This is a genomic window from Paenirhodobacter ferrireducens, assembly GCF_004022265.1.
Classification (GTDB): Bacteria; Pseudomonadota; Alphaproteobacteria; order Rhodobacterales; family Rhodobacteraceae; genus Rhodobacter; species Rhodobacter ferrireducens.
Genome location: NZ_SAVB01000009.1, coordinates 82,120 through 104,719, shown reverse-complemented (window position 1 = coordinate 104,719; position 22,600 = coordinate 82,120). Strand labels below are relative to the sequence as shown.

The following is a 22,600-nucleotide window of genomic DNA, read 5'->3' as shown; positions in this document are numbered from 1 at the left end:
GAGATCACGCCCCAGCGTCCGCGCACCCGCATTCAGCGCCGCAACATCGGGACCATCCTCGAGGCCGCGCTCGAGGTGTTCTCGGCGCAGGGCTTCCGCGGTGCAACGCTCGACCAGATCGCACAGGCGGCGGGTCTGTCGAAGCCGAACCTGCTCTACTATTTCCCCTCGAAGGAGGCGATCCATGTCGAGCTGCTGAGCGGGCTGCTCGACGACTGGCTGGCGCCGCTGCGGGCGATGGACCCGGCGGGCGAGCCCAAGGCCGAGATCATGGCCTACATGCACCGCAAGCTCGAGATGAGCCGCGAGATGCCGCGCGAAAGCCGCCTCTTCGCCAACGAGGTGCTGCAGGGCGCGCCGCGGATGAGCGCGCTTCTGGGCAGCGAGCTGAAGGAGCTTGTCGACGAGAAGGCCGCGGTGATCCGCGCCTGGTCCGAAGCCGGCCGCATCGCCCCGGTCGACCCCCATCACCTGATCTTCTCGATCTGGGCGCTGACCCAGCATTACGCCGATTTCGACGTGCAGGTGCGTGCCGTGCTCGGCCCCGGGCGCGACCCGCTCGACGAGGCCGGGCAGTTCCTCGACACGCTGTTCGAGCGGCTGCTCGCCCCCTGAGCGGCTGAGTTAACCAGTCCCTGAAATAAACCCTCCCGGATTTACCCCCGGATAACCCCGACGGCACAGAGTGAGCCCGTGGAGGAATCGGGCGAGGAGGATGGAAATGGACCGGATTTCCGGTGTGCTGCCCCAGATCGGCTGGTCGCCGCAGCTGGTTCCGGCTGCCCCGAAGGCCGCCCCCGCCACCACCGTCGAGCCGGTCCGCAGCAGCGCCGACACCGCGGGCGGGATGGAGGCGGATGTCGACACCGGCAGCGGCACCGGTTTCGTTGCCCGAATCCGCAGCCTGTTGCGACAGGACGGCGCCGGAGCCGATCCGGCCGGACCGGACGCCGCCAGGGCCATCGTGCCGCGGATCGAGGCTGCGCCGGACCCTGATGCGCCGACCGGACCGCCCCCCGCTTTCGAGGTGACGCCGCTCGAAGCGCATGTCGCGGCCCTGCGCCCGCGCCCGCTGCACGAGGTGTCTTCTCTTCGTGCCTCCGCCGGCAAAGACCTTGCGGCCACGGGCGCGGTGCAGGTCGCTCCGATGCGGCCCGCCGTCGCGCCGGAGCAAGCCAGCGCCACCGCCCCCGCGTCAGACGAACGCCCCGCGACCTTGCCGCGGGGCGCCTGGCCGCTCGGGGCCGAGGTCAGGGGCGCGGTCCCGCCGGGGCCAAGCCTCGACGTGACGCGCTGAGCGGGATCACTCCGCGGCGGTGATGCCGCAGGTGTAGTTCGACGAGCCCGGGTTGTTCGGATGGGTCGTCCAGTTCGCATAGGGCGCGACCTTGCGCCCGGTGCGCGGATCGACCGTGCCAAGCGGCAGGGTCTTCATGCTGATGCAATCGACCGGGCAGACATCGACACAGAGGTTGCACGCGACGCATTCCTCGTCCTTCACGGTGAAGATGCGGTCCTCGCCCATGGCGATCGCCTGGTGCGAGGTGTCCTCGCAGGCGGCATAGCAGCGCCCGCACTTGATGCAGTCCTCCTGGTCGATCACCGCCTTGGTGACGTGGTTCAGGTTCAGGTGCTGCCATTCCGAGAAATTCGGCACCGCGCGCCCGACGATCTCCTCGACCGAGGTGAAGCCCTTCCTGTCCATGTAGTCCGACAGGCCCGAGATCATCTCCTGCACCACCTTGAAGCCATAGGTCATCGCCGCGGTGCAGACCTGCACGTTGCCCGCCCCCATCGCCAGGAACTCGGTCGCGTCGCGCCAGGTGGTGACGCCGCCGATGCCCGAGATCGGGAGACCGCGGGTTTCGGCATAGCGCGCGATCTCGCCCACCATGTTCAGCGCGATCGGCTTCACCGCCGGGCCGCAATAGCCGCCATGCGTGCCCTTGCCGTCGATCATCGGCTCGGGGCAGAAATCGTCGAGATTGACCGAGGTCACCGATTTCACTGTGTTGATCAGGCTGACCGCATCCGCCCCGCCGCGCCTGGCGGCCAGCGCCGGCGGCAGGATCGAGGTCACGTTGGGCGTCAGCTTCACGATGCAGGGCATGCGCGAATATTGCTTCACCCAGCGGGTCACCATCTCGATATATTCGGGCACCTGCCCCACCGCCGAGCCCATGCCGCGTTCGGCCATGCCATGCGGGCAGCCGAAGTTCAGCTCGACCCCGTCGGCGCCGGTGTCCTCGACATGGGCGAGGATCGCCTTCCAGCTCTCCTCGTCGCAGGGCACCATCAGCGACACGACGAGCGCCCGGTCGGGATAGTCGCGCTTGACCGACTTGATCTCGCGCAGGTTGACCTCGAGCGGGCGGTCGGTGATCAGCTCGATGTTGTTGATCCCCATCACCCGCCGGTCGCCGCCATAGATCACGCCATAGCGCGGCCCAGAGACGTTGACGACGGGCGGCCCCTCGGCCCCGAGGGTCTTCCACACCACGCCGCCCCAGCCGGCCTCATAGGCACGGCGGACGTTGTATTCCTTGTCGGTCGGCGGCGCCGAGGCGAGCCAGAACGGGTTCGGCGACTTGATGCCGATGAAGTTGCTGCGCAGGTCCGCCATCTGTCAGGCCCCCATCAGGAAAGAGTGGATGTCTTCGGCCGCATCGCGCCCCTGCGCGACGGCAGTCACCGTCAGGTCCTCGCCCGCAGGCGCGCAGTCGCCGCCCGCCCAGACCCGCGCAAGGCTCGTCCGCCCCGCCCCGTCGGTGCCGATCTTCGGCCCGGCCGTCTTCACCCCCTCGGGCAGCGCGCCAAGCGTCTGGCCGATCGCCGAGAGCACCTGATCCGCCTTCAGCCGGAAGGTGTCATCAAGCATCCGCAGCCCGGCGCCGCCGGTCTCGGTGCGCGCGAACTCGACCTCGAGCCCGCCCGCGACGGCATGGATCGCCACCGGCGCGGCGTTGCAGATGATCCGCACGCCATGCGTCGCGGCGTGCTCCTGCTCGTGGACCGAGGCCGGCATCTCGGCCTGCGCGCGGCGATAGACGATGGTCGAGGTCTCGGCGCCGAGCAGCTTCGCCTGCACCGCTGCATCGACCGCCGTCATGCCGCCGCCGATCACCACCACCTTGCGCCCGACCGGCAGGGTGGCGAGGTCGTCGGCCTGCCGCAGCGCCGCGATGAACTCGGTCGCAGGCGTCGCAAGCTCGCCTCCCGGCAGGCTCAGCGCGTTCACGCCCGACAGCCCGATGCCGAGGAAGACGGCGTCGTGCTGGCCCAGAAGATCGTCGAGCGTGCCGTCGCCCGCCCGGCCGAGCGCCCAGTTCGTCACCACCTCGATGCCGCCCACCTGCAACAGCCAGGCGACCTCGCGCGCGGCGAAATCCTCGGGCGCCTTGTAGGCGGCGATGCCGTATTCATCGAGCCCGCCGAGCTTCGGCTTTGCCTCGTAGAGCGTCACCTTGTGGCCCTTGAGCGCGAGCCGGTGCGCACAGGCAAGCCCCGCGGGCCCGCCGCCCACCACCGCGACCGAGCGCCCGGTGGGGGCGCCGGCGGTGAAGGGATGGCCCTGCTTTTCCAGCAGCGTGTCGGTGGCAAAGCGCTGCAGCAGGCCGATCTCGACCGGCTTGCCCTCGGCCTCCATCCGCACGCAGGCGCCCTCGCACAGGTTTTCGGTCGGGCAGACGCGCGCGCACATGCCGCCGAGGATGTTCTGCGAGAAGATCGTCTTCGCCGCCGCCTCGGGCGTGCCGGTCGCGATCTGCCGGATGAAGAGCGGAATGTCGATCGTCGTCGGGCAGGCCGTGGCGCAGGGCGCGTCATGGCAGAAATAGCACCGATCCGCCGCCACCGCGGCCGCATGGGCGCTGAGCGGCGGCGCGACATCCTGGAAATTCGCCGCATAGCGCTCGGGCGAAAGCCGCCCGGGCACCACCCCGGGCGTGAACTGGCTGTTGGTCACCTTGGACCTCCCTGGCTTTGTTATTGTCCCCACGCTTGCACGGGCAAAAATTTTATCAAGTGGTAAAATACGCCGCGGCGCCGCATCCGGGCCGATTTGCCCGCGCGCAAGGCAGCCTACGCGTCATCGCCGAAAAATTGGGCAAAGTCGCCCGGCTCCGGCCTGCCGCCACGTCAGTCGTTCGCGCTTTCCTCCCCGGCCCGGCTGGCGTATAAGGCGGTCCTGATACCGGGGCGCCCGGCACCAAACGACCGGGCCGACCAGAACCTGACAGCATCCTTTGAGGACGGCATGACCAAACAATCCCATGAAAACGACGTGGCTTTCATTCAGGCGCTCGCCGAGCTCCTGAACAGCAACGACCTCACCGAAATCTCGGTTGTGCGGGAATACGGCGAGGATGACAGCCTCGAAGTGCGCGTGGTGAAGCAGGCGACGGTGATCGCCGCGGCCCCCGCCCCCGTCTATGCGGCCCCCGCCGCCGCGCCGGTTGCGGTTGCAGCCCCTGCCGCCGCAGCCCCCGTGGCCGATGCCGACCCGGCCTCGCTGCCCGGCGCCGTGACCTCGCCGATGGTCGGCACCGCCTATCTGGCGCCGGAACCAGGCGCCAATGCCTTCGTCAAGGTCGGCGACACGGTGACGGAGGGCCAGACCCTGCTGATCGTCGAGGCGATGAAGACGATGAACCACATCCCGGCACCGCATTCGGGCACGGTCAAGCGCATCCTCGTCGACGACGGCACGCCGGTCGAATACGGCTCGGCGCTGATGATCGTCGAGTGAGGGCATGCCCATGTTCGACAAGATCCTGATCGCCAACCGGGGCGAGATCGCCCTGCGGGTGATCCGCGCCTGCCGCGAGATGGGGATCGCCTCGGTCGCGGTGCACTCGACCGCCGACACCGACGCCATGCATGTGCGCATGGCCGACGAGAGCGTCTGCATCGGCCCGCCGCCGTCCTCCGAGAGCTATCTCTCGATCCCGGCGATCGTCGCCGCCTGCGAGATCACCGGCGCCCAGGCGATCCACCCGGGCTATGGCTTCCTTTCGGAAAACGCGAACTTCGTGCAGGTGCTCGAGGATCACGGCATCACCTTCATCGGCCCCTCGGCGGAACATATCCGCATCATGGGCGACAAGATCACCGCCAAGGAAACCGCGAAGAAGCTGGGCATCCCGGTGGTTCCGGGCTCGGCCGGTGGCGTGCATGACGTCGAGGAGGCGAAGCGCACCGCAGCCGAGATCGGCTATCCGGTGATCATCAAGGCCACCGCCGGCGGCGGCGGGCGCGGCATGAAGGTCGCCGAGACCGAGGCCGACCTCGAGATCGCCTTCCGCACCGCGCGCTCCGAGGCCAAGGCCGCCTTCGGCAATGACGAGGTCTACATGGAGAAATATCTCCAGAAGCCGCGTCACATCGAGATCCAGGTCTTCGGCGACGGCAAGGGCCGCGCCGTGCATCTGGGCGAGCGCGACTGCTCGCTGCAGCGCCGCCACCAGAAGGTGCTGGAAGAGGCGCCCGGCCCCTGCATCACCCCCGAACAGCGCACCAAGATCGGCAAGATCTGCGCCGACGCGATGGCCGAGCTCGGCTATTCCGGCGCCGGCACGATCGAATTCCTGTTCGAGGACGGCGAGTTCTACTTCATCGAGATGAACACCCGTCTGCAGGTGGAACATCCGGTGACCGAAGCGATCTTCGGCGTCGATCTCGTGCGCGAACAGATCCGCGTCGCGGCCGGCGAGAAGATGGAATTCCGTCAGGAAGACCTGAAGATCCGTGGCGCCGCGATCGAGGTCCGGATCAACGCCGAGCGGATGCCGAACTTCGCCCCCTGCCCCGGCCGCATCACCCAGTATCACGCCCCGGGCGGTCTGGGCGTGCGCGTCGACTCGGCACTCTATGACGGCTACAAGATCCCGCCCTATTACGACAGCCTGATCGGCAAGCTGATCGTGCACGGGCGTGACCGGCAGGAGGCGCTGGCGCGTCTCAGCCGCGCGCTGAGCGAGCTGATCGTCGACGGCGTCGACACCACCGTGCCGCTGTTCACCGCGCTGCTGCAGGAGCCCGACATTCTGAAGGGCGACTACTCGATCCACTGGCTCGAGAAGTGGCTGAAGAAGACCTACGGCTGAGCGATCCGCCAAAGACCATGAAACGCCCCCGCAAGGGGGCGTTTTTCTTTGCGCGAACCCGTTTGAACCCGCCCCGATTCCGGCCCATTGTGCGGGGGCAACGCGAGGGGATGCGATGGCGCAGGAACTGACGGCAGGGATGCTGCTTTCGGGCTATGCCCGGGGCATCTTCCCGATGGCACAAAGCCGCGACGATCCGGAGCTGTTCTGGTTCGAGCCCCGCGCCCGCGGCATCCTGCCGCTCGACGGCTTCCACGTCTCGCGCTCGCTTGCCCGCACAATCCGCCGCGGCGGCTTCGAGATCCGCATCGGCACCGCCTTTCGTGCGGTGGTCGAGGCCTGCGCGGCGCGCAAGGAAACCTGGATCAACGGCCCGCTCTTCACCCTTTACGATGCGCTCTTCGCGATGGGGCATGCGCATTCGCTCGAGGTCTGGCGCGGCGAGGCGCTGGTCGGCGGCGTGTTCGGCGTGACGCTGGGCGGTGCCTTCTTCGGCGAGAGCATGTTCTCGCGCGTGCCCGATGCCTCGAAGGTGGCACTGACCTACACCGTCGACCGGCTGCGGCAGAGCGGCTTCGTGCTGTTCGACACGCAATATCTGACATCGCATCTGGCAAGTCTGGGCGGGATCGAGATTCCGCGGCTCGAGTATCGGCGCCGACTGGCGGCAGCGCTGAGCCTGAGCGCCGATTTCACCGCGGCGCCAGTGCCCGATGCTCAGTCGGTCTTGCAGCGCATGACCCAGACGTCATAACGCTGGTGATCCAGCGCCGAGAGCGCCGGGCTGTCGGCAATCATCCAGCCGTCGAAGACCGGTTGCGCAACGTTCGGATCGGTGATGACGAGATAGGCATAGGCGTTCGACGAAGGGTCATCCGCCGGATAGCGGCATTCCTTCAGCGTCACCTGGAGATGGCCGAATTCGACGGTCTGGCCCACCGCCAGCACGATATCGGATGCGGTCGCCGACACCTTGTCGAGGCCGCGCAGCACCGCACCGGACGCCTCGGCCAGCCCGTCGCCGCCATCCTGCGCGACCGCCGCCGTCGCCCCGACTGCGAGCGCCAGCGCCGCGGCGCGCAGGGCCGCGATCATTGCGGCACCCCGGGTGTGGTGCCGGCATCGGTGCCGGTCGCATCCTTCGGCTTGTCCGCGCCACCGCCGACGAATTTCATCAGCAGCCCGAGCGTCGAGACCGCTCCCTGGGTGTCGAGGATCTCGTCGCCCGGAGCGAAATTGTCGACGCTGCCGCCCGGCAGGATCTCGATGAACGAGCCGCCCATCAGCCCCTCGGAGGCGACGATGATCTGCGAATCGTCGGGCAGCTCGACGCCCTTGTTGATCGCGATCGCGGTGTCGGCGAAGAAGGTCTTGGTATCGAGCCGGATGTCGGTGACGGTGCCGATCTTGACGCCTGCCATGCGCACGTCGGTGCCCGGCGTCACGCCCTCGACCGAGCGGAACGAGGCATGCAGCGGGTAGCTGCCCGCGGCGGTGCCGAAGCTGTGCCCCTTGCCGGCCCAGAACAGGAAGCCGGCGGCGACAGCCAGAACGACCGCCCCGGTCAGCACTTCAACGCGATTCTCGCTCATGATCTCTCCTGCGCAGGGACCCGGCGGGGCCCCGGCCTCATTCGGCCGGCTGCCAGGCCTCGTAGTCGCGCCGTTCGACCGGCGCGTCGCGACGAATCGAGCCCGCCGGCACATAGGCCGCGTCGGTGCCGGTGCGGTTCGCCAGATGCGGCAGCTCCCACGACTTGTGCGCGACGGCGACCTTGGTCGGCGGTTCATCCCAGGTGAAGTGGATCCAGCCGTGCCATTCCGGCGGAATCCGGCTCGCCTCGATCTCGCCGTTGTAGATCACCCAGCGGCGCTTGCCGTCGGCCGTCTGGTAATAGACGTTGCCTTCCGCATCCTCGCCCACCTTCACGCCCTTGCGGGCCGTGAACAGCCGGATCCCCGAGGTCTGGGACCGGTTCCACCAGGTAAAAATGCGAAGCAGAAAGTTCATGCCATCCTCCGCGGGCTTTTGCCCGTTTATAGCCTGTTGCGCGGCAAGGTCCAGAGCCGCTTGCGAAAAGGGCGGGCCCGCGCCCGCCCCGCGCTCAGCTGGCGCTTTTCGGCTCTTTCTTCGCGTTTTCCGCGTAGATCAGCAGCGGTTTCGCCTCGGCGGTCTCGACCGCCTCCTCGTTCACCACGACCTCCTGCACTCCGGTCATGCCCGGCAGTTCGAACATCGTGTCGAGCAGGATGTCCTCCATGATCGAGCGCAGGCCGCGCGCGCCGGTCTTGCGCTTGATCGCGCGCTTGGCGATGGCGCTCAGCGCATCCGGGGTGAAGCTCAGCTTCACGCCCTCGATGTCGAAGAGCCGCTGATACTGCTTCACCAGCGCGTTCTTCGGCTCGGTCAGGATGGTGACCAGCGCGTCCTCGTCCAGATCCTCGAGCGTCGCGATCACCGGCAGACGGCCGACGAATTCCGGGATCAGGCCGAACTTCAGCAGATCCTCGGGTTCCAGCTCCTTGAAGAGCTCGCCCGCCGAGCGTTCGTCGGGGCCCTTCACCGCGGCACCGAAGCCCATGGCCGAGCCCTTGCCGCGCTGCGCGATGATCCGGTCGAGGCCGGCGAAGGCGCCGCCACAGATGAACAGGATGTTCGTCGTGTCGACCTGCAGGAATTCCTGCTGCGGATGCTTGCGCCCGCCCTGCGGCGGCACGGAGGCGACGGTGCCTTCCATGATCTTCAGCAGCGCCTGCTGCACGCCCTCCCCCGAGACGTCGCGGGTGATCGAGGGGTTGTCCGACTTGCGGGTGATCTTGTCGACCTCGTCGATGTAGACGATGCCGCGCTGCGCCCGCTCGACGTTGTATTCGCTGGCCTGCAAGAGCTTCAGGATGATGTTCTCGACATCCTCGCCGACATAGCCGGCCTCGGTCAGCGTCGTCGCATCGGCCATGGTGAAGGGCACATCGAGGATGCGCGCCAGCGTCTGCGCCAGCAGCGTCTTGCCGCAGCCGGTCGGGCCGATCAGCAGGATGTTCGACTTCGACAGTTCGATGTCGGACTTCGCGCTGTTGTTCAGCCGTTTGTAATGGTTGTGCACCGCGACCGAGAGCACGCGTTTGGCATGCATCTGACCGATCACGTAATCGTCGAGCACCTTGCAGATGTCGCGCGGCGTGGGCACCCCGTCGGTCGACTTGAGCCCCGAGCTCTTCGTCTCCTCGCGGATGATGTCCATGCACAGCTCGACGCATTCGTCGCAGATGAACACGGTCGGGCCCGCGATCAGCTTGCGCACCTCGTGCTGGCTCTTGCCGCAGAACGAGCAATAGAGCGTGTTCTTGCTGTCGGAGCCGGAATTGTTCGCCATCGTCTTCCTCTGCTCTGGCCCGGAACGCGGGTCCCTGGTGGGCCGCCCCTGAAGTTTAGGGCAGCCCCATGGTCATCACAATGTCAAAAATCCTGCCCCGCCGCGGGGCAGGATCACTTCTCCGCCTCGGCCTTGCCGCGGCTTTCGAGGATGTCGTCGATCAGGCCCCAGGCCTTCGCATCCTCGGCCGACATGAAGTTGTCGCGCTCGAGCGCCGCCTCGACGGTCTCGTAATCGTTGCCGGTGTGCTTGACGTAGATCTCGTTCAGGCGGCGCTTCAGCTTCTGCGTCTCCTGGGCGTGGATCATGATGTCGGTGGCCTGGCCCTGATAACCGCCCGAGGGCTGGTGCACCATCACGCGCGAGTTCGGCAGCGAGAAGCGCATGCCCTTCTCGCCGGCCTGCAGCAGCAGCGAGCCCATCGAGGCCGCCTGGCCGATGACGAGCGTCGAGACCTTCGGCCGGATGTACTGCATCGTGTCGTAGATCGAGAGCCCCGAGGTCACCACGCCGCCCGGGCTGTTGATGTACATCGCGATTTCCTTGGTCGGGTTCTCCGCCTCGAGGAACAGCAGCTGCGCGCAGATCAGCGTCGACATGGCGTCATGCACCGGGCCCGCGAGGAAGATGATCCGCTCCTTCAGCAGGCGCGAGTAGATGTCATAGGCACGCTCGCCACGCGAGGTCTGTTCGACCACCATCGGCACCAGCGTGTTCATGTAGAGGTCGATCGGATCCTTCATTCCTCAGCCTTCCCTGCGGTCTTGCGTCACGATGAACGCGGAACTTTACCCGAGTCTTAGTGGCGCGGGCAGGACGCTGCAAGGGCAGCCGGCAACAGTTGATGCCGCAAGTGCGGCAAAGCGGGCCCGGCGCCGGGCATGGAAACGCCCGCCCCGGGCGGGAGCGGGCGCAGCCGACGGCCGGGCAGGACGGGCGCGGGCGTTCAGCCGCGGGTCGCGGCCTCGTACCAGTCGCGGATCGCCTTACGCTCCGAGGCTTCCATGAAGCTCAGGTTGCCCGGCGGCATGGCATGGGTCAGCCCCGCCTGCACATAGATCTGATGCGCGGCCCGCGCGATCTGGGCCGGGGTCTCCAGATGCACCCCCTTCGGCGCGCGGGTGATGGCGTCGAAGCCGCCCGGCTCGGTCGCGTGGCACATCGAGCAGCGGCCCAGAACGATGTCGGTCACCTGATCGAAGCCCGCGGCCTCGGCGAAACGCGCCTCGATCGGGCTCAGCGCCGCTTCCGTGTCGTCCCCCTCGCCGGTGCCGGTGAAGGTCGAAAGCCAGACGCAGATCAGGAACAGCACCACGGTCACGCCCCAGGTCCACCATGGCGCGCCCTTGTGCGCGTGATGGGTGTTGAAGAAGTGCCGGATCGTCACCCCCATCAGGAACACCAGCGAGGCGATCAGCCAGTTGTACTCGCTCGCGAAGGCCAGCGGGTAATGGTTCGACAGCATCAGGAACACCACCGGCAGCGTCAGGTAGTTGTTGTGCGTCGAGCGCTGCTTGGCGATCTTGCCGTATTTCGGATCGGGGGTGCGGCCGGCCTTCAGGTCGGCCACCACGATGCGCTGGTTCGGCATGATGATCAGGAACACGTTCGCGGTCATGATCGTCGCGGTGAAGGCGCCAAGGTGCAAAAGCGCCGCGCGGCCCGAGAACACCTGCGTATAGCCCCAGGCCATCGCCACCAGGATGACATAGAGCAGCACCATCAGCGTGGTGCTGTTCTCGCCGAGCTTCGACTTGCACAGCAGGTCATAGAGGATCCAGCCGATCGTCAGCGAGCCCGCCGAGATCGCGATCGCGCCCCAGGTCGGCAGGTCCATCACCCGCGGGTCGATCAGATAGAACTGCGACTGCGCCCAATAAAGCAGCATCAGCATGGCAAAGCCCGACACCCAGGTCATGTAGCTTTCCCATTTGAACCAGGTCAGCTCGTCGGGCATCCGCTCGGGCGCCACCATGTATTTCTGGATGTGGTAGAAGCCGCCGCCATGCACCTGCCAGGCGGCCCCGGTCACCCCCTTCGGCGCGCCCGGTTCGGGCCGCAGGCCAAGGTCGAGCGCGATGAAGTAGAAGGACGACCCGATCCAGGCGATGGCGGTGACGACATGCAGCCAGCGCACCGCGAACTGCGCCCACTCGAGCAGGAAGGTATAGTCGAACATCATGTCCCCGTGTTCTTTTTCCGACAGCATCGGCCTGCGCCCCCACCCACGCAAGCCTCGGCGGGCCTGAGCCCGCCCCCCCTCGGACGCGCGCCCCGCAAACGGGCGCCGGCGCCGGAAAATCAGGCAGATGTCAGATCAGCTGCCGCGATAGGTCGAATAGCCGAAGGGCGAAAGCAGCAGCGGCACATGGTAATGCGCCGCGGGCTCGGAAATGCCGAAGCGGATCGGCACATGGTCGAGGAACAGCGGCGCCGCCCCGGCCTGCCCGGTTTCGCGCAGATAGTCGCCGACCTCGAAGACCAGCTCGTAGACCCCGGTCGCGAAGGCCTGCACGGGCAGGATCGGCGCATCGGTGCGCCCGTCGGCGTTGGTCATCGCCTCGGCGATCTGCGCGCGCTCGCCCTCCTCGATGCGGTAGAGCGCGATGCGGATCCCCTCGGCCGGGCAGCCGCGCGCGGTGTCGAGAACATGGGTGGTCAGATATCCGGTCATCGCGGCTCTCCTTTGCGCCGACTATGGCGCGCGTCCCCGGCGCCGGCAAGCACCCCCTTGCGCCCGCCCGGCAATCGTCCTTTGATCGCGCCCGAAAAATTCCCGGAGGCTCAGATGATCCGTTATCCCCGCGACATGCGTGGCCACGGCCCCAATCCACCCGATGCGCAATGGCCCGGCGGCGCGCGCGTCGCGATCTCGCTGGTGCTGAACTACGAAGAAGGCGGCGAGAACTGCATCCTGCACGGCGATGCCGCGTCGGAAGCGTTCCTGTCGGACGTCGCCGGCGCCGCGATGTGGCCCGGCCAGCGCCACTGGAACATGGAATCGATCTACGAATACGGCGCCCGTGCCGGGTTCTGGCGGCTGCACCGGCTGTTCACCTCGATGCAGATCCCGGTGACGATCTATGGCGTCGCCACGGCGCTTGCGCGCAACCCCGAACAGCTTGCCGCGATGCAGGACGCCGGCTGGGAGATTGCCTCGCACGGGCTGAAATGGGTCGAGCACAAGGACATGCCCGAGGACGAGGAACGCCGGCAGATCGCCGAGGCGATCCGGCTTCACACCGAGGTCGTGGGCGAGCGGCCGCGCGGCTGGTACACCGGGCGCTGCTCGGCCAATACCGTTCGCCTGACCGCCGAGGAAGGCGGCTTCGACTGGATCTCGGACACCTATGACGACGACCTGCCCTATTGGCTCGAGCTGCCCGACCGCGACCAGTTGGTGATTCCCTACACGCTCGAGGCGAACGACATGCGTTTCGCCACCTCGCCCGGCTGGATCGAGGGCGAGATGTTCTTCCAGTATCTGAAGGACAGCTTCGACACGCTCTATGCCGAAGGGCTCGAGGGCCGCGCCAAGATGTTCTCGATCGGGCTGCACAACCGGCTGATCGGGCGCCCGGGCAAGATGGCCGGGCTGAAGCGCTTCCTCGACTACGCAAAGGCGCACGAGGGCGCGTGGTTCGCCCGCCGCGGCGACATCGCCCGGCACTGGGCCGAAGTGCACCCGCATCACCGCATCGAGCGCCCCTCGCAGATGGACCGCGCCCGCTTCGTCGAAGCCTGGGGCGGCATCTTCGAGCACAGCCCCTGGATCGCCGAGCGCGCCTATGACCTCGAACTCGGCCCGGCGCATGACAGCGCGGTGGGGCTCGCGAATGCGCTCGCCCGGGTGTTCCGCACCGCCACGCCCGCCGAGCGTCTCGGCGTGCTGACCGCCCACCCCGACTTGGCCGGCAAGCTCGCCCAGGCGAAGCGGCTCACCGCCGAAAGCACCGCCGAACAGGCCTCGGCCGGGCTCGACGCGCTGACCGACGCCGAGCGCGCCCGCTTCGAGGCGCTGAACACCGCCTATACCGCGAAATTCGGCTTCCCCTTCATCATCGCCGTGCGCGACCACACGAAGGACGGCATCCTCGCCGCCTTCGAGACCCGCCTCGCGCATGATGCCGAAACCGAATTCGCCGAGGCCTGCCACCAGGTCGAACGCATCGCCACCCTGCGCCTGAAGGAGTTGCTGCCGTGACCGGCTATTACGCCCCGAAAGGCGGCCTGCCGCCGCAAAGCGCGCTGATGACCGGCCGCGCGATCTTCACCGAGGCCTATGCGGTGATCCCGAAAGGCTGCTTCTCCGACATCGTCACCAGCTACCTTCCGGGCTGGACCGACACCCGGCTGTGGCTCATCGCCCGGCCGATGTCGGGCTTTTCCGAGACCTTCAGCCAATATGTGATGGAGGTCGGCGCCGATGGCGGCTCGGACGCGCCCGATGCCGAACCCGGCGCGGAGCATGTTCTCTTCGTCACCGAGGGCGAGATGTGGCTCTCGCTCGACGGGCAGGAATACGAACTCGCGGCGGGCGGCTACGCCTATATCCCGCCGGGCACCGAGTGGCGGGTGAAGAACGGCGCCGACCACCCGCTGCGCTTCCACTGGATCCGCAAGCTCTACGAGCGCGCGCCCGGCCTGCCCGCGCCCGAGGCCTTCGTGACGAACGAGCGCGAGATCGCCCCGGTCGCGATGCCCGACACCCAGGGCCGCTGGGCCACCACCCGCTTCGTCGACCCGACCGACCTGCGCCACGACATGCACGTGAACGTCGTCACCTTCCAGCCCGGCGGGCTCATCCCCTTCGAGGAAACCCATGTCATGGAGCACGGGCTCTACGTGCTCGAGGGCAAGGCGGTCTACAAGCTGAACCAGGACTGGGTCGAGGTCGAGGCAGGCGATTTCATGTGGCTGCGCGCCTATTGCCCGCAGGCCTGCTATGCCGCGGGGCCCGGCCCGTTCCGCTACCTGCTCTACAAGGACGTGAACCGCCACGCGCGCCTGCGCGGCCCGTTTTCGCGCTGACCGGGCCGGGGCCCACGGGCCCCGTTCCCCCTTTCATCTTGCCCGAAATACCTCGCGGGGGTCCGGGGGCGCGATGCCCCCGGCGGCCCGGACCGGAGCCCCGACATGCAGATCACGACCGAACCCCTCACCGCCGAGGCCTTCGCCCCCTTCGGCGAGGTGATGGAGGCCGAAGGCGCCCCCGACCGGATCATCAACGCCGGCATGTGCGGCCGCTTCCACGACCGCGCGACGCTCGATTTCGGCCCCGAGACCGGTGGCCGGCCGGGGATCTCGATCTTCAAGGCGATCCCGCGCGCCCTGCCCTACACGTTCGATCTGCTCGAGCGCCACCCCGAGGGCAGTCAGGCCTTCGTGCCGATGACGGCGGACCCGTTCCTCGTCATCGTCGCCCCCGACATGGGCGGCCGCCCGGGCCAGCCGCGCGCCTTCGTCACCTCGGGCGCGCAGGCGATCAACTTCCGCCGCGGCACCTGGCACGGGGTGCTGACGCCGCTCGCCGAGCCCGGGCTTTTCGCGGTGATCGACCGGATCGGCGCCACGGCGAACCTCGAGGAGGTGATCCTCGACACCCCGGTGACGGTCACCGCCCCCTGATCAGACGATCAGCACGGCGCGGAAATCGTTGACATTGGTCAGCGTCGGCCCGGTCACCACCTGCGCCCCCGCCGCGCCGAAGAAGCCATGCGCATCGTGGCGGGCAAGCGCCGCGCGCGCATCGAGCCCCCGCGCCGCCGCCGCGGCCAGCGTCGCCGGCCCGATCAGCGCACCCGCCACCTCCTCGGCGCCATCGACGCCATCGGTATCGCAGGCGATCGCCCAGATCCCCGGCGCGCCGTCCAGCGCCAGCAACGCCGCCAGCGTGAATTCCGCATTCGGCCCGCCGCGACCATCGGCGCCGGCCAGCGTCACCGTGCATTCGCCGCCCGAAAGCAGCACCACCGGCGGGTCTCCCGCCCGCCGCGTCGCGGCGATCTGGCGCGCCAGCGCCGCCTGCCCCGCGCCCTGCACCGCCGCCTCGCCCTCGATCGCGTCGCCGAGCAGCCGCACCTCGCAGCCCGCCGCCCGCGCGACCTCCGCCGCGGCGGCGAGCGACTGCGACGGCGCCGCGACGATCCGGGTCTCGGTCCGCGCGAGCCGCGCGTCCCCCGGCGCGAGCACCCCCGATCCCTGCGAGAGCGCCGCGCGCACCACCTCGGGCACCGCGATGCCATAGCGCGCCAGCACCGCTCGCGCCTCCTCGACGGTCGAGCCATCGCCCACCGTCGGCCCCGAGGCGATGAAGGCAAGGTCGTCGCCCGGCACGTCGGAAATGACGAGCGCCAGCATCCGCGCGGGCCAGGCGGCGGCCGCGAGCTGCCCGCCCTTCACCGCACTCAGATGCTTGCGCAGGGTGTTGATGCGGTCGATCGGCGCCCCCGAGGCCAGCAGCGCCGTCGTCACCGCCTGTTTCTCGGCCAGCGTCAGCCCTGGCACCGGCGCGCACAGCAGCGCCGAGCCGCCGCCCGAGATCAGCGCCAGGACGAAATCGTCCTCTCCCAGAGACGCAAGCAGATCGAGCATCCGCCGCGTCGCCGCGACGCCCGCCGCGTCGGGCACCGGATGCGCCGCCTCGACGATCTCGATGCCGCGGCAGGGCCGGCCATAGCCATAGCGGGTGATGACCAGCCCCTCGCAGGGGCCCCAGGCGGCCTCGACCGCCTCGGCCATCCGCGCCGAGGCCTTGCCGGCACCGACCACCACCACCCGCCCGCCCGGGCGCGGCGGCAGCGCGGCGGGGATCACCCGCATCGGATCGGCCGCGGCCACGGCCGCATCGAACATCGCGCGCAAAGCCGCGGGCGGGGTCAGCGCAGCCATGCGCGCGCCTTCCGGCACGATGTGGTCAGGCAGGTCTTCGCTCGGGTCATCGCATCCCTCCAGGGCCACAGGTTTGCCCTCAAGGCCCCCGCGCGCAAGAAGAAACGGGGGCCGAGACCCCCGTTTCCCGTCGTGCGCAGGCTCATTTCTGCGTGATGCGCCCGTCGAGCTTCGGCGTGTAAGGCCCGACTTTCGCAAGATATTCCGCCGTCACATCGGCCAGATCGGGGCCGAAGTCATAGGCCTTCATGCCCTCGGCCGCGAACATCTTGAACCCGTCGCCGCCGTTGCGGACATAGTTGTTCGTCACCACGCCATAGACCGTCCCGGGATCAAGCGGCACCCAGCCCCCGTCCTGCGCGACCTCGACCGACAGCACCCGGCTGCCCGCGGGCTTCTCGGCGCTCCAGCGGAATTTCAACCCGGCGACCTGCGGGAAGCGGCCCGCCCCCTCCTCGACCTGGCTCAGCCCGTTCTCGAGCGCCGCGCGGATCGTCGCGCCCTTCGCCTCGAAGGTCGAGAGCGTGTTCTGGAACGGCAGCACGGTCAGCACCTCGCCCATCGTCACCGGCCCGGCGTCGATCGAGGCGCGCACACCGCCGCCGTTCTGGATCGCGATGGTCACGCCCTGATCCTTCACCCGGTCGAGCATCGCCTCGGCGATCAGGTCGCCCATCTCGCATTCCTTCACCCGGCAACTGTCGCGGCCACCGTCGATCGCGGCCGCGGCCTCGGCCACCACCTTCGCCCGCACCGCCTCGAGCGGCTTCGCCATCTCGGCCACCTCGGCCGCGATCTTCGGATCGGGCACCACCGAGGCATCGAGCAGGATCGGCTCGCCCGAGGCGGCGGTCAGGTCGCCCGCATCGTCGAAGGTCAGCACCAAATGGCCCAGATATTTCGAATAGGCATAGGCCGAGACCACCGGCACATTGCCGACCATCGTCGGATAGGCCTCGCCGCCCGGGCCGAAGAGCGTGTGACTGTGGCCGCCGACGATCGCGTCGATGCCGGGCACCGCGGCCGCCAGCGCCTTGTCCTTGACGAAGCCGGTGTGGGTGAGCGCCACGATCTTCGTCACCCCCTCGGCCTCGAGCGCGGCGACATCGGCCTTCAGGCTCTCGGCCTCGTCCTGGAAGATCACGTTCGGCCCGGGCGAGGAGGTCTCGGGCGTGTCGACGGCCAGCGCCGAGACGATCCCCACCTTCTCGCCGCCGACATCGAACACCAGCGTCTTCTTGATCTTGCCCTTCAGCTCCTCCGAGCGGCTGAGATCGAGATTGCCCGAGACCATCGGAAACCCGATGCTGCCGGTGAAGGCCGCCAGCTGCGCCGGGCCGTCGTCGAATTCGTGGTTGCCGACCGCCATCGCCTGATAGCCGATGGCGTTCATGAAGGCGGCGGTGTCCTTGCCCTTGTAGGTGGTGTAGAACAGCGAGCCCTGGAACTGGTCGCCCGCATCCAGAAGCAGCACGTTCTGACCAGCCAGTTCGGCGCGCATCTCGGCCACCTTCGCCGCCACCCGCGCGATGCCGCCAAAGCACGTGCCCTCGCCCTCCTCCTCGGCGCTGCAGGTCGAATCGTATTTGTTGATCGATTCGATGCGGCTGTGCAGATCGTTGGTGTGCAGGATGTGCAGCGTGTACTCGGCCTGCGCGCTGCCCGCGCTGAGCGCGAGCGCGGCGGCCGTGGCAAGAAGACGGGCGTTCATGAAAACCTCCGGAGAAATGTCACGTGGGCGTCACTGTGGCGTCACACCGGCCCGCGTGTCAAAGCCGATGACGGCGCTCAGCCTGTTTCGGCCAGCTGACAGCCGCATGACAGTCCGCCCTGCGGCGCTGCGCGGGATTGACCGGCCCGCGGCCTGAGGGCATGAGAGGACATGCTGATTTACAAGATCTTCCGCCGCCCCGAATGGGATGCCTTCCGCGCCGCGGGCGAGACCGCCGGTGCCCCCGTCGACCTCGCCGACGGGTTCATCCATTTCTCGACCTCCGCCCAGGTCGTCGAGACCGCCGCGAAACACTTCGCCACCGAAAGCGACCTCGTCCTTGTCGCAGTCGCGGCCGAGCCGCTCGGCACGGCGCTGAAATGGGAGCCCTCGCGCGGCGGTGCGCTCTTCCCGCATCTCTATCGCCCGCTCACCCTTGCCGATGTCACCTGGGACACCTCCCTGCCGCTCGGCGTTTCCGGCCATATCTTCCCCGAGGTGCTGCTGTGAATTTCGTCGAACGCACGGGCCTTGCGCTGATGCACCGCTTCGATCCGGAAACCGCGCATGGGCTGTCGCTGATGGCGCTGCGCGCGGGGCTCGCCCCGCTGCCGGGCCCGGTGCGCTGCGCCCGGCTTGCCACCGATCTCGCCGGGCTGAAGCTGCCGAACCCGGTGGGCCTCGCCGCGGGCTTCGACAAGAACGCCGTCGCCCTGCCGCAGCTGATGCGCGCGGGCTTCGGCTTTCTCGAGGTCGGCGCCGCCACCCCGCGGCCGCAGCCCGGCAACCCCAAGCCCCGGCTGTGGCGGCTGACCGAGGACCGCGCCGTCATCAACCGCTTCGGCTTCAACAACGAGGGGATGGAGGCGATCGCCGCCCGTCTCGCCGCGCGCCCGGTGGGGATTCCAGTGGGCCTCAACCTCGGGGCGAACAAGGACAGCGCCGACCGCGCCGCCGATTTCGCCACCGTGCTGCGCACCGCGGGGCCGCATCTCGACTTCGCCACGGTGAACGTGAGTTCCCCCAACACCGAGAAGCTGCGCGATCTGCAGGGCAAGGAGGCGCTGGCCGCCCTGCTGAAAGGCGTCGTCGCGGCACGCGGCGCGCTGGAACGCCGGATCCCGGTGTTCCTGAAGATCGCCCCCGATCTCTCGCCTTCCGAGCTCGAAGAGATCGCCGAGGTCGCACTCACCTCCGGCATCGACGGCATCATCGCGACGAACACGACGCTCTCGCGCGAGGGGCTGAAAAGCCCGCAGGCCGAGGCGCCCGGCGGGTTGTCGGGCGCGCCGCTCTTCGAGAAATCGACCCGCGTGCTCGCCCGCCTGTCGCAGCTGACGCAGGGCCGGCTGCCGCTCGTCGGCGTCGGCGGCATCGGCTCGGCCGAACAGGCCTATGAGAAGATCCGCGCCGGCGCGAGTGCGGTGCAGGTCTATTCGGCGATGGTCTATGCCGGGCTGTCGCTGGTGCCCGAGATCGCCCGCGGCCTCGATGCGCTTCTGGCCCGCGACGGCTTCACCTCGGTCGCCGAGGCGGTCGGCACCGGGAGGGGCGCATGGCTCTGACGATCTGGCACAACCCGCGCTGCTCGAAATCGCGCGAGACGCTGGCGCTGCTGCAGGCCCGCGGTCTGGCGCCCACGGTGCGGCTTTACCTCGAAGACGCGCCGACCCGCGCGGAACTCGTTGCCGCGCTTGCAAAACTCGGCCGCCCGGCGGCGGATCTTCTGCGCTGGAAAGAGGCGGAGGTCCCCGCCGGGCTGACCAGGACCGCGCCCGAGGCCGAGATCCTCGACGCGCTTGCGGCCCATCCACGGCTGATCGAGCGCCCGCTCGTGCTCACCGACAGCGCGGCGCGGATCGGGCGCCCGCCGGAAGCGGTGCTCGAGATCCTCTGAGCGCGCGGGGGGCGCTGCCCCCCCGGCCTCGCGGCCTCCCCCCGGAGTATTTGCGCCAGGAAAAAACGCAAGGAGCCAGAGCCCCTGCTTTCTCCTTGCCCGAAATACCTCGGGGTGAATTTCCCGAAGGGAAAGAGGGGCAGCGCCCCTCAGCCGTTCAGGTCGCGCAGCAGCCGGCCGTGCTTGCGCACCTCGGCCACCACCTCGCCGAAGGTGGCGAGCCCCCGCGCCTTCAGCGCCGGCAAGAGCTTGAGAAAGGCATCGGCCGTCGCCACCGTGTCGCCAAGCGCGGTGTGGCGCGCCTCCTCGGGGATGGTGATGCCCAGCCGATGGGTCAGCGCATCGAGGCTGTGCGCCTCGCTCTGCCCGAAGACCACCGCCGACAGAAGCACGGTATCGAGCACCGGGTGATCGAAGCGCAGCCCGGTCGCGCCCTCCTTGCGGCGCAGGAATTCCATGTCGAAGGGCGCGTTATGGGCGACAAGCACCGCGCCCTCGGCAAAGCGGTGGAAGCGGCGCAGCACCTCGGCGACCGGCGGCGCCTCGGCCACCATCGCCTCGGTGATGCCATGCACCGCGGTCGAGGCGGCGGGGATCGGGCGGCCCGGGTTCACCAGCGTGTCGAAGACCTCGCCCTCGACCCGGCGGCCGTTGACGATGCGCACCGCGGCGATCTGCACGATCTCGTCCCCCTCCGACGGCAGAAGCCCCGTCGTCTCGGTGTCGAAGACAACGCAGGTCAGCCGGTCGAGCGGCGTCTGCGCCACCTCGGCCTCGCGCGCGCGGGTAAGGAGATCGAAGTCATAGACCACCTTGCGCGGCACCGGTGCCGGGCGGGCAAGCGCCCGGCGCGCCTCACGCAGCGGCAGGCACAGCCGCGCCCGGCCATCGGGCAGACGCTCGGGCCAGATCTCGCTTGCATGGGTCGCCAGCACCCGCCGTCCGGTGACCTCGGCCACGCCCTGAAGCGGCGCATCGAGCCAAGTCTCGAGCGCGCTCACCGAGACCGGCGCGCCCACCCATTCGAGCGCGACCAGCGCGCCCGCGCCCTCCTCGGTGATCTCGAGCCGCAGCGCACCGCGGTCGGCGAGATGGGAGGCAAGATCGGCGAGCAGCGCCACCATCTCGAAGCCCTCGCAGCGCAGAAGAAGCGGCGCCGCGACCGGCAGCAGCGTGCCCCCCGCGGCGGTCACCCGCACCCGCACCGCCTCGCCCAGGTCCGAGGCGCGGACAAGCGCGAGCGGCCACCAGTCGGCGCGGCTCGCCTCGTGACGCGCCGAGAGATCGTGGATCGCCCGGCCGAGCGTGCCCGCCGCCTCGAGCGCCGCAAGCCGCACCCGGTCACGCTCGGCCCCGGTCGGGCCGGCGTCTTCGGCCAGAAGGCCGATCAGCGATTGCAGCGCGGCGGCGGGGCGGCGGATCCGGTCGAAGAGCTCGTCGATCAGCTGCTCGCGCCGGGCGTGCGCAGCCAGATCGGCCGAAACGTCGCGCAGCGTCAGCACATAGCCCGCGCGCCCGGGATCCGAGGCATCGGCCAGAAGCCGCATCCGGGCCGCCAGCACCCGCCCGTCGGCGGAGGTCGCGCAGAGCAGATCCGAGGCCGCATCGGGGTCCTCGGTCGCCAGAAGCCGCTCGCGCGCATGGGCGAGCGGCGCGCCGTCGAGATAGTCGAAGACGCGGCGGTCAAGCCCCGGCGCATGGGCCCCGCCCAGCAAATCGACCGCCTGGCCGTTGTAAAAGACGAGCTGGTGATCTGCGGTGCACAGAAGCACCCCCACCGGCACGTCGGACAGAAGCGCCTCGAGCCGGCCCTTTTCCTGGGCAAGCCGCGTCGTCTCGCGCTGCACCGCCTCGGTCAGCGCCGAGCGGGTCTCGGCCAGATGCGCGGTGACCGCGGCCGCGGCGGGGGCCAGATCGCCGAGATAGCGGCCGGCGCTCTGGTCAAGGTCGGCCTCGACCTCGGCATGGGTGCGCGCCCGCATCCCGCCTGCCAGCCGCTCGATCGGTTTCGCGACATTCTCGTCGAACAGCATCCAGACCCCGGCGATCAGGCCGAGGATGACGAAGCCCGCCACCGTGCCGCCGATCACGAAACCATCGAGCGCGCCCGGGTCGCCCAGCTTGCGAAAACCGAAGACGAGGCCCGCCACCAGCGCGGCCAGATTGCCGCCCGCCAGCGCCGCGAAGAACAGGAAGACCCGCAGCCGAAGGCTGAGCCGGGCGAAGTCCATCACGTCCCTCCCGCCTCAAGCAACCTGTGAACTTCGCCCCTCAACTCTTTGAGTTCGAATGGTTTTGATATGAACCCGTCGGCCCCGAGAGCAAGCCCCTTGCGCCGTTCCATCGCCGAGCCACGCGCCGTCATCAAGAGGATCTTGACGTCCGAGAGGCCGGCGTCCGCCCGCACCTCCTGGCAGATCTCGTAGCCAGAGACATCGGGCAGCATCACGTCGAGAAGCACGAGGTCGGGATGTTCGCGCCGGATCCGGTCGAGCGCACCGGCGCCGGTGGCGAGGCGGTCGTGCTCATAGCCCTCGCGGCTCATCAGGAAGTCGAGCGCGAGGGCGATGTTGTCCTCGTCCTCGATGATCAGGACGCGCTGTCTCCTGCCCCCGTCAGCCATC

Annotated in this window: 24 protein-coding genes; 11 read left to right on the top strand and 13 right to left on the bottom strand. The window is 68.8% G+C overall.

Going from position 1 to position 22,600, the window contains the following annotated elements:
* The first annotated feature begins 3 nt into the window (after positions 1-3).
* Complete coding sequence (locus EOW65_RS08870) at positions 4-615, top strand: TetR family transcriptional regulator C-terminal domain-containing protein (RefSeq protein ID WP_128148735.1); 612 nt, start codon at positions 4-6, stop codon at positions 613-615.
* 106 nt (positions 616-721) lie between these two features.
* Positions 722-1,297 carry a hypothetical protein gene (locus tag EOW65_RS08865; protein ID WP_128148618.1) on the top strand — a complete coding sequence of 192 codons (576 nt, stop codon included), beginning with the start codon at positions 722-724 and terminating at the stop codon, positions 1,295-1,297.
* Positions 1,298-1,303: 6 nt separating this feature from the next.
* On the opposite strand, the gene preA is transcribed toward EOW65_RS08865, so the two are convergent.
* On the bottom strand, positions 1,304-2,623 hold the full coding sequence (gene preA, locus EOW65_RS08860; protein ID WP_128148616.1) for an NAD-dependent dihydropyrimidine dehydrogenase subunit PreA: 1,320 nt from the start codon (positions 2,621-2,623) through the stop codon (positions 1,304-1,306).
* Between the two features lie 3 nt (positions 2,624-2,626).
* Entirely contained in the window at positions 2,627-3,964 is a 1,338-nt protein-coding gene (locus tag EOW65_RS08855; RefSeq protein ID WP_128148614.1) for an NAD(P)-dependent oxidoreductase, read from the bottom strand.
* A 291-nt stretch (positions 3,965-4,255) separates the two neighbouring features.
* Here EOW65_RS08855 and accB point away from each other — a divergent pair, with 291 nt between their 5' ends.
* From accB to aat, 3 genes are all read left to right on the top strand, one after another.
* Positions 4,256-4,747 carry an acetyl-CoA carboxylase biotin carboxyl carrier protein gene (accB, locus tag EOW65_RS08850; RefSeq protein WP_128148612.1) on the top strand — a complete coding sequence of 164 codons (492 nt, stop codon included), beginning with the start codon at positions 4,256-4,258 and terminating at the stop codon, positions 4,745-4,747.
* 10 nt (positions 4,748-4,757) lie between these two features.
* Complete coding sequence (gene accC, locus EOW65_RS08845; RefSeq protein ID WP_128148610.1) at positions 4,758-6,104, top strand: acetyl-CoA carboxylase biotin carboxylase subunit; 1,347 nt, start codon at positions 4,758-4,760, stop codon at positions 6,102-6,104.
* 115 nt (positions 6,105-6,219) lie between these two features.
* Entirely contained in the window at positions 6,220-6,858 is a 639-nt protein-coding gene (gene aat / locus EOW65_RS08840; RefSeq protein WP_128148608.1) for a leucyl/phenylalanyl-tRNA--protein transferase, read from the top strand.
* Here aat and EOW65_RS08835 read toward each other — a convergent pair.
* The 7 genes from EOW65_RS08835 to uraH all read right to left on the bottom strand — a co-directional run bounded on the left by EOW65_RS08835 (position 6,822) and on the right by uraH (position 12,151).
* A complete protein-coding gene (locus tag EOW65_RS08835) occupies positions 6,822-7,199 on the bottom strand; it encodes a DUF2155 domain-containing protein (RefSeq protein WP_128148607.1) in 378 nt (125 codons plus the stop codon). The two genes, aat and EOW65_RS08835, sit on opposite strands and share 37 nt — an antisense overlap.
* Positions 7,196-7,696, bottom strand: coding sequence for an outer membrane lipid asymmetry maintenance protein MlaD (gene mlaD, locus EOW65_RS08830; protein ID WP_128148605.1), 501 nt, complete (start codon positions 7,694-7,696; stop codon positions 7,196-7,198). Before mlaD ends, EOW65_RS08835 begins: the two co-directional genes overlap by 4 nt.
* A gap of 37 nt (positions 7,697-7,733) precedes the next feature.
* On the bottom strand, positions 7,734-8,114 hold the full coding sequence (locus tag EOW65_RS08825) for an NADH:ubiquinone oxidoreductase subunit NDUFA12 (protein ID WP_128148603.1): 381 nt from the start codon (positions 8,112-8,114) through the stop codon (positions 7,734-7,736).
* Positions 8,115-8,208: 94 nt separating this feature from the next.
* The gene (clpX, locus tag EOW65_RS08820) at positions 8,209-9,477 is read right to left on the bottom strand and encodes an ATP-dependent Clp protease ATP-binding subunit ClpX (protein WP_128148601.1); all 1,269 of its coding nucleotides are present in this window, start codon (positions 9,475-9,477) and stop codon (positions 8,209-8,211) included.
* A 113-nt stretch (positions 9,478-9,590) separates the two neighbouring features.
* Entirely contained in the window at positions 9,591-10,220 is a 630-nt protein-coding gene (locus EOW65_RS08815) for an ATP-dependent Clp protease proteolytic subunit (RefSeq protein WP_121533142.1), read from the bottom strand.
* 203 nt (positions 10,221-10,423) lie between these two features.
* Positions 10,424-11,656 (bottom strand): urate hydroxylase PuuD, encoded by a 1,233-nt coding sequence (locus EOW65_RS08810; protein WP_128148733.1) that lies wholly within the window; start codon positions 11,654-11,656, stop codon positions 10,424-10,426.
* 138 nt (positions 11,657-11,794) lie between these two features.
* A complete protein-coding gene (uraH, locus tag EOW65_RS08805; RefSeq protein WP_128148599.1) occupies positions 11,795-12,151 on the bottom strand; it encodes a hydroxyisourate hydrolase in 357 nt (118 codons plus the stop codon).
* Between the two features lie 114 nt (positions 12,152-12,265).
* Here uraH and puuE point away from each other — a divergent pair, with 114 nt between their 5' ends.
* The 3 genes from puuE (at position 12,266) to EOW65_RS08790 (ending at position 15,105) form a co-directional block, all read left to right on the top strand.
* Positions 12,266-13,681 carry an allantoinase PuuE gene (gene puuE / locus EOW65_RS08800; protein ID WP_128148597.1) on the top strand — a complete coding sequence of 472 codons (1,416 nt, stop codon included), beginning with the start codon at positions 12,266-12,268 and terminating at the stop codon, positions 13,679-13,681.
* Complete coding sequence (locus tag EOW65_RS08795; protein WP_128148595.1) at positions 13,678-14,508, top strand: bifunctional allantoicase/(S)-ureidoglycine aminohydrolase; 831 nt, start codon at positions 13,678-13,680, stop codon at positions 14,506-14,508. Before puuE ends, EOW65_RS08795 begins: the two co-directional genes overlap by 4 nt.
* 105 nt (positions 14,509-14,613) lie before the next feature.
* The gene (locus tag EOW65_RS08790) at positions 14,614-15,105 is read left to right on the top strand and encodes an ureidoglycolate lyase (RefSeq protein ID WP_128148594.1); all 492 of its coding nucleotides are present in this window, start codon (positions 14,614-14,616) and stop codon (positions 15,103-15,105) included.
* Here EOW65_RS08790 and EOW65_RS08785 read toward each other — a convergent pair whose 3' ends face one another.
* Together EOW65_RS08785 and EOW65_RS08780 are read right to left on the bottom strand one after the other, a co-directional pair.
* Positions 15,106-16,368: a glycerate kinase type-2 family protein gene (locus EOW65_RS08785; RefSeq protein WP_128148592.1), complete on the bottom strand. Its 1,263-nt coding sequence runs from the start codon at positions 16,366-16,368 to the stop codon at positions 15,106-15,108.
* A gap of 142 nt (positions 16,369-16,510) precedes the next feature.
* The gene (locus EOW65_RS08780) at positions 16,511-18,079 is read right to left on the bottom strand and encodes a bifunctional metallophosphatase/5'-nucleotidase (RefSeq protein ID WP_128148590.1); all 1,569 of its coding nucleotides are present in this window, start codon (positions 18,077-18,079) and stop codon (positions 16,511-16,513) included.
* A 171-nt stretch (positions 18,080-18,250) separates the two neighbouring features.
* On the opposite strand from EOW65_RS08780, the gene EOW65_RS08775 reads away from it, so the two are divergent.
* From EOW65_RS08775 to arsC, 3 genes are read left to right on the top strand one after another with little or no spacing between them, the layout of a single operon-like run.
* Entirely contained in the window at positions 18,251-18,589 is a 339-nt protein-coding gene (locus tag EOW65_RS08775) for a DUF952 domain-containing protein (protein ID WP_128148589.1), read from the top strand.
* The gene (locus EOW65_RS08770; protein WP_128148587.1) at positions 18,586-19,644 is read left to right on the top strand and encodes a quinone-dependent dihydroorotate dehydrogenase; all 1,059 of its coding nucleotides are present in this window, start codon (positions 18,586-18,588) and stop codon (positions 19,642-19,644) included. Before EOW65_RS08775 ends, EOW65_RS08770 begins: the two co-directional genes overlap by 4 nt.
* Positions 19,635-19,976: an arsenate reductase (glutaredoxin) gene (gene arsC, locus EOW65_RS08765; protein WP_128148585.1), complete on the top strand. Its 342-nt coding sequence runs from the start codon at positions 19,635-19,637 to the stop codon at positions 19,974-19,976. Before EOW65_RS08770 ends, arsC begins: the two co-directional genes overlap by 10 nt.
* A gap of 149 nt (positions 19,977-20,125) precedes the next feature.
* On the opposite strand, the gene EOW65_RS08760 is transcribed toward arsC, so the two are convergent.
* Entirely contained in the window at positions 20,126-22,207 is a 2,082-nt protein-coding gene (locus EOW65_RS08760) for a 3'-5' exonuclease (protein ID WP_128148583.1), read from the bottom strand.
* Positions 22,207-22,599, bottom strand: a complete 393-nt coding sequence (locus EOW65_RS08755) for a response regulator transcription factor (RefSeq protein ID WP_128148581.1) — start codon at positions 22,597-22,599, stop codon at positions 22,207-22,209. The genes EOW65_RS08760 and EOW65_RS08755 overlap by 1 nt, the downstream gene beginning before the upstream one ends.
* Position 22,600 lies beyond the last annotated feature (1 nt).